At 77.0% G+C, this 6,825-nt stretch carries 5 protein-coding genes; all 5 read left to right on the top strand.

What is annotated here, in order from left to right:
- Positions 1-49: 49 nt before the first annotated feature.
- Positions 50-1,120, top strand: coding sequence for a 3-oxoacyl-ACP synthase III family protein (locus tag EF918_RS30415; RefSeq protein ID WP_125652149.1), 1,071 nt, complete (start codon positions 50-52; stop codon positions 1,118-1,120).
- Positions 1,117-2,088 carry a hypothetical protein gene (locus EF918_RS30410; protein WP_125652148.1) on the top strand — a complete coding sequence of 324 codons (972 nt, stop codon included), beginning with the start codon at positions 1,117-1,119 and terminating at the stop codon, positions 2,086-2,088. Before EF918_RS30415 ends, EF918_RS30410 begins: the two co-directional genes overlap by 4 nt.
- Positions 2,089-2,093: 5 nt before the next feature.
- Complete coding sequence (locus tag EF918_RS30405) at positions 2,094-4,091, top strand: fatty acid CoA ligase family protein (RefSeq protein WP_125652147.1); 1,998 nt, start codon at positions 2,094-2,096, stop codon at positions 4,089-4,091.
- Positions 4,088-5,170 (top strand): NAD(P)-dependent oxidoreductase, encoded by a 1,083-nt coding sequence (locus tag EF918_RS30400; RefSeq protein ID WP_260610810.1) that lies wholly within the window; start codon positions 4,088-4,090, stop codon positions 5,168-5,170. The genes EF918_RS30405 and EF918_RS30400 overlap by 4 nt, the downstream gene beginning before the upstream one ends.
- A gap of 41 nt (positions 5,171-5,211) precedes the next feature.
- Positions 5,212-6,825 (top strand): AMP-binding protein (locus EF918_RS30395; protein ID WP_148141284.1); only part of this gene is annotated, 1,614 nt, incomplete at its 3' end.

Here is a 6,825-nt window from a genome sequence, read left to right as displayed (position 1 = left end):
CCCCCCGCCCAGGGCCCTTCCCTGCGCGGTTCGCCATGGAGGGCGAAAGATGAGCAACACCCCGAACACCCCGATCACCAGCCGAATAGAGGCCTTAGGGGCCTACCTGCCACCCGCCCGGCAGACCACCCGTGAACTCTCCGACCGCACCCCCGGCCTCGGGGACGTGGACGTCCGGCGCATCACCGGAATCGAGGAACGCCGGGTCCACGACCCCGACCCGGCGGCCGGGGAGGACTCCTTCGGGATGGCCCTAGCCGCCGCCCGCGACTGCCTGGCCGTCTCCCGCCACACGGCCGCCGACCTGGACATCGTCATCTCGGCGTCCATCACCCGCTTCACCGACGGCGGTCGCTTCACCTTCGAGCCCTCGTTCGCCGGACAGCTCGCCCGGGCGCTGGGCGCCCGCACCGCCATCCACTTCGACGTCTCCAACGCCTGCGCCGGCATGATGACCGGGGTCCACCTGCTGGACCGGATGATCCGCGCCGGCACCGTGCGCACCGGCCTGGTCGTCAGCGGCGAGCAGGCCACCGAGGTCGCCGAGACCGCCTCCCGCGAACTGACCGACTCCTACGACCCGCAGTTCGCCTCGCTCTCCGTCGGCGACTCCGCCGCCGCCGTCGTGCTGGACCGCTCCACCGACCCGGGCGACCGCATCCACTACATCGAGCTCATGACCTGCGCCGAGTACGCGCACCTGTGCCTGGGCATGCCGAGCGAGCGCAGCCAGGGCATCGCGCTCTACACCGACAACAAGAAGATGCACGACCGCGAACGGCTCAAGCTCTGGCCCCGCTTCCACGCGGACGTCCTCGCCAAGAACGGCCGCACGTTCGCCGACGAGCGCTTCGACTACATCGTCCAGCACCAGGTCGGCACCCGCTTCATCGACTACGCGAACCGGACCGCGGAGGCCGAGTTCGGCACCGCCATGCCCGAGTCCCTCTCCGTGGTGGAACGATTCGGCAATACCGCCACCACCTCCCACTTCCTCACCCTGCGCGAACACCTCAAGGCCGGCAGCGCCCGCCGCGGCGCCACCTACCTGCTGGTCCCCGCCGCCTCCGGCGTGGTCACCGGAGCCCTGTCCGCCACCGTCACCACCGTGGGGGTGTGAGCACCATGGGCATGGTCATCACCGCCGCCGGCACCGCCGCGCACACCACGGCCGGTGCCCCGGCCTCCGCGGTCGACCTCGCGGCCCGCGCCGCCCGCGACTGCCTGGCCCGCGCCCAGGTCTCGCCCTCGGCCGTCGGCATCCTCATCAACGTCGGGGTCTACCGCGAGTCCAACACCTTCGAACCCGCCGTCGCCGCCCTCGTCCAGAAGCAGGTCGGCATGAACCTCGACTACATCGCCGACCCCCAGCCGGCCGCCGGGTTCTCCTTCGACCTGATGAACGGCGCCTGCGGCGTGCTCAACGCCGTCCAGGCCGGGCAGGCGCTGCTGGACACCGCCGCCACCGAACGCCTCCTGATCACCGCCGCCGACGTGCACCCCGCCGGTGACGCCCGCCGCGACCCGCACTACCCCTACGCCGACCTGGCCGGGGCGTTCCTGCTGGAACGCAGCCCCGACCCCGACGCCGGCTTCGGGCCCGTACGGCACTACCACGGCAACGGGCCCAGCGACACCACCGGTTACCTCGACACCGCCACCATGGGCAGCGAGGGCCGCTCGCGGATCACCGTCCGGCGCAGCCCCGGCCACGAGGCGCGCCGGGCGGAGCTCGCCGCCACCGCCGTCGCCGACTACGCCGCCCGGCACGGCCTGGACCTCGACCGGACCTGCGTGATCGGCCCGCATCCCACGGCCGACGTCGTCGTCACCCGGAGCCCGGCCGCGCAGGACCCCGGTACGGAGGGCGCCGGTTCGGACGGTCCCGGTGCGGAGGGCCCCGCCACGGACGGGGCGGGTGCGGACGGGGCCGGTGGGTCCGGTGAGCCGCACACCGCCGCGCCCGTCCTCGGCTACCTCCAGGCGCTGGCCGAACGCCGGCCACGCCGGCACGACCAGCTGCTGTTCGTCACCGTCGGCGCCGGTCCCACCGCCGCCTGCGTCGGCTACCGGCCCGAGGCGTGGTGAGCCCGATGGACTCCACCGCCACGCTCCCCGCTCTCCTCGCCGGCCCCGCGTCCCTCCCCGCCGACCGCACCGGACTCGCCGACCTCCTGGAGCACCACGCCCGGGTCCACCCCGACAAGCCCGCCGTCGTCCACCCCGACGGCCGCCACCGGGACGGCAGCCCCCGCTACCGCACCGTCAGCTACGGCCGGTTGCAGCAGGACGTGGCCGACCTCGCCCGCGGCTTCGCCCGGGCGGGCATCACCCGGGGCACCCGGACGGTCCTGATGGCCCCGCCCGGCCCCGAGCTGTTCGCCCTGGTCTTCGCCCTCTTCCGGACCGGCGCCGTACCCGTCGTGGTCGACCCCGGCATGGGCGTGCGGCGCATGCTCCACTGCTTCCGTGCCGTCGGCGCCGAGGCCTTCGTCGGACCGCCGCTCGCCCACCTGGTGCGGGTCCTGGGCCGGCGCACGTTCGCCGGGGTCACGACCCCCGTCACCCTCGGCCGCCGCCGGCTCGGCCGCGGCCACACCCTGGCCTCGCTGCGCACCGCCGGCCGGGCCCCGCAGCCGGGGCGTGCCGAGGCGGGCCGGGCGGGCGGCGACGACCTGCTGATGATCGGGTTCACCACCGGCAGCACCGGCCCCGCCAAGGGCGTCGAGTACACCCACCGCATGGCCCTGTCCATCGCCCGCCAGATCGCGGCCGTCCACGGCCGCACCCGGGACGACGTCTCCCTGGTCACCCTGCCGTTCTACGGGGTCCTCGACCTGCTCTACGGCTCCACCCTCGTCCTCGCCCCGCTGGCCCCGGCCGCCGTGGCCCAGGCCGACCCGGTCCTGCTGGTGGACGCCCTGCGGCGGTTCGACGTCACCACCGTCTTCGCCTCGCCCGCCCTGCTGCGCAACCTCGCCGAGCACCTCACCGCCACCGGCGACCGGCTGCCCGCGCTGCGCTGCGTGGTCTCCGGCGGGGCCCCGGTGCCCGACGCGGTCGTGGCCACGTTGCGCACCGTCCTGCCCGAGCAGGCCCGGATCCACGTCACCTACGGGGCCACCGAGGTGCTGCCGATCTCCTCCGTCGAGTCCGCCGAACTCCTCGGTGCCACCGCGGCGCAGAGCGCCCGGGGCGCCGGGACCTGCGTCGGCCGGCCCGTCCCCGGCACCCGCGTCCGGATCCTGCCGGTCACCGACGGCCCCCTCGCCCGGATCGACCCGGGCCCCGGCCTGCCGGCCGGCCGGGTCGGCGAGATCGCCGTCTCGGGCGAGTCGGTCAGCACCCGCTACCACCGCACGCCCACCGCCGACGCCCGGCACAAGACGTACGAGCCGCGGCCCGACGGCCCCGACCGGCTCTGGCACCGCACCGGCGACCTCGGCCACCTCGACGAGGACGGCCGGCTGTGGTTCTGCGGCCGCGTCTCCCAACGGGTCCGCACCGCGCACCAGGACCTCCACACCGTCCGCTGCGAAGGCGTCTTCAACGCCCACCCCCTGGTCCGCCGCAGCGCCCTGGTCGGCGTCGGCCCGGCCGGCGCACAGCGCCCGGTGGTCTGCGTGGAGACCGTCGACGGCCCCGTCGACTGGGACCGGCTCGTCGCCGAACTCAAGGACCTGGCGGGCGCCCACGCCCCGACCACGGCGCTGGAGGAGTTCCTGCGGCACCCGGGCTTCCCCGTCGACATCCGGCACAACGCCAAGATCGGCCGGGAGCAGCTCGCCCGCTGGGCCGAGCGGCGGCTCGCCCCGCCCGTGCCCCTGCTCTCCCGGGAGCGGGCCGCCCGGCTCGTCCCGCTCGCGGGCTGGGCGTACCTCGCCGGCGGCGCCGTCTGGGCCGCCACGCTGGGCGTGCCCGACGTGCCGGTGCTGCGCTGGCTGTGGTGGACCGACGCGGTGCTGAGCACCGTCGGCCACGCCGTGCAGATCCCCGCGGCCCTGCCGCGCGGCGCCGCCGCCGGCCACGGGCGGGCGGCCACCGCCGCACTCACCATGCTCTACGGCGCGACCTGGTGGCGGACCCTGTGAGCGGGGGAAAGGTACTGGTCACCGGCGCCACCGGGTTCCTCGGCGGCCACCTCGTGGACGGCGCGCTGCACCAGGGCCACCGGGTCCGCGCCCTGGTGCGCCCCGGCCGCGACACCGCGCGGCTGCGCGCCCTGCCCGGCGTCGAGCTCGTCACCGGGGACCTCACCGACACCGACTCGCTGCACCGTGCCGCCGAGGGCTGCGCCACGGTGCTGCACAGCGCCGCCCGGGTCGTGGACCACGGCAGCCGCGCCGCCTTCGAGCGGACCAACGTGCGCGGGACCCGGCTGCTGATGGCCGCGGCCCGGGCCGCGGGGGCCCACCGCTTCGTGTTCGTGAGCAGCCCCAGCGCGCTGATGGGCGTACGGGACGGGGACCGGCTCGGCATCGCCGAGGACGCCCCGTACCCGCACCGGTTCTTCAACCACTACTGCGCCACCAAGGCCGCCGCCGAACGGGAGGTGCTCGCCGCCGACACGGCCGGCTTCACCACGGTGGCGCTGCGCCCGCGCGGCATCTGGGGCCCGCGCGACACGAGCGGCTTCCTGCCGACGCTGGTGGCGGCGATGCGCGCCGGCCGGCTGCCCGACCTGTCGGGCGGCAAACGGGTCCTGGTCTCGCTCTGCCACGTCGACAACGCCGTGGACGCCTGCCTGCGGGCCGCCGTCGCCCCGGCCGCACGGGTGGGCGGCCGGGCCTACTTCGTCGCCGACCGCGAGGTCACCGACCTGTGGGACTTCCTCGCCCGGGTCGCCGCCCTGCTGGGCTGCGACCCGCCGGGCCCGAAGGTCCCGCTGCCCGCCGGACGGGCGCTGGCGGCCACCGTGGAGACGCTGTGGCGGCTGCGCCCGGGCCCGGCCCGGACCGGCCCGCCCATGAGCCGCTACATGATGGCCCTGCTCACCCGCTCCACCACCTACGACACCACCGCCGCCCACCGCGACCTCGGCTACGAGGCCCCCCGCACCCAGACCGAAGCCCTCCGCGACCTGCCCACGTGGTTCCCGCCCTCGGACCGGCCCCGTGGCGCCGCGGGTTTCGACGCCGTACGCACCGACCGAGGGGACACCCCGCGATGACCCACCTCCTTGCTCCTCAGGGTGGCCGGTACCGGCGGCCGGTGTCGCCCACCGAGCGGCTCTACCTCGCCGCGGGCGACCCGCGGGGCGCCATGGCCCTGCGCATCGTCGTCGAGGGCCGGGGCCTGCCCGGCCGGGAGCGACTCCAGGCCGCCCTGGACCGGGCCGCGGCGGCCTGCCCCGGCTCCCGGCTGCGCCGGGACGGCGCCGTCTGGACCGGCGACGGCCCGACGCCGCGGGTCCGGACCGCCCCGGCCGTCACCGCCGGGCCCGCCCGGCCCGGCGAACGGCCCGGCTGCGAACTGCTCGTGGTCCGTGGCGCGGACCCGGACCGCACCAGCCTGGTCTTCAGTGCCTCGCACGCCGTGATGGACGGACACGGCGCCCTGACCTGGGTCCGGGAGGTCTTCCGCGCCCTGCGCGACGAGGCCCCCCGCCCGGCGTACGGCACCCGGACCGACCACGGTGTGCTCCGCCGCCTCGGCGACGGCCGGCGCCGCCCCCCGGTCCTGCTGGACCAGCGGTCACCGCTCGGCCGCTCCGGCCCGGGGCCGGAGCGGACCCTGTGGCTGCGCCGCACCCTGCCCGGCCGTTACCCGGCCCTGAGCGCCCGGCTCGCCCAGGCCCTCACCGACAGCGGGGGCCGGCCGACGCGCACGATGGTCCCGGTGGACCTGCGCCGCCACGATCCGGAGCTCGCGGCGGCCACCGGGAACCTGACCCTGCCGCTGTTCCTGGACCTGAGCCCGGGGGAGCACTGGGCCGCCGCCCACGCGGACCTGCTGGCGGGCCTGGCCGAGGGCCGGGAACTGGCCTCCGGCGTCGAGGAGTCCCTCGCCCCGCTGCCCCTGCCGGCCCTCGCCCTGCTGCTGCGCACCGCGCAGGGCCTCGCCCGCCGCACCGACCGCCACCTGGCCTCGGCCGTCGTCTCCCACCTGGGCCGGATCGACCCGGCCGACTGCTCCGCCGCCGGCTTCACCGCCGAGCGCGTGTACGCCCTGCCCGTCCACGCCCCGCTGGTGCCCCTGTCCCTGGTGGCCACCGAGACGGACACGACCACGGAGATCACCCTGGGCCTGCGCGGCGGCCGCGACCTGGCCCCCCGCGCCGCCCGCCTCCTGGACGACGCCCTGGCCCGGCTGGGGACCGCCGCCGCCCCGAAGTCGGCGGCCCCCGCCCGGGCCCCGGCGGTGGCCGTCGTCCCGGACGACCCGGCCGAGCCGGGGTCCGGCGACACCGTGGTGTCGCTGTTCCGCGCCCGGGCGGCCCGGGACCCGCAGGCCGTGGCGCTGGACGGGCCCGCCGGGCCGGTCACGTACGGGGAGCTCGACCGCCGCTCGGACGCCGTCGCGGCCGAGCTGCACCGCCGTGGCGTCGGGCGGGAGGACCTGGTCGGCCTGGTCGTCGACCGGACGCCCGGCGGGGTCACCGCCCTCTGGGGCGTCCTCAAGGCCGGGGCGGCCTACGTACCGCTCGACCCCGCCCATCCCGGTCCGCGGACCGGCGAGGTCCTCCACGAGGCCGGCGTGCGGCTCTGCCTGACCGAGCGCCACCTCCGGGACACGCTCGCCCCCTTCGTCCCCGGCACGCTCCTCGCGGTCGAGGACGTCCCCGACACCCCGGCCCCCGCCGCGGCGGCCCCGCCCGGCCCGCAC

It is taken from the genome of Streptomyces sp. WAC06614, assembly GCF_003949795.1.
GTDB lineage: Bacteria > Actinomycetota > Actinomycetes > Streptomycetales > Streptomycetaceae > Streptomyces.
This window is presented reverse-complemented; position numbering and strand designations above follow the sequence as displayed.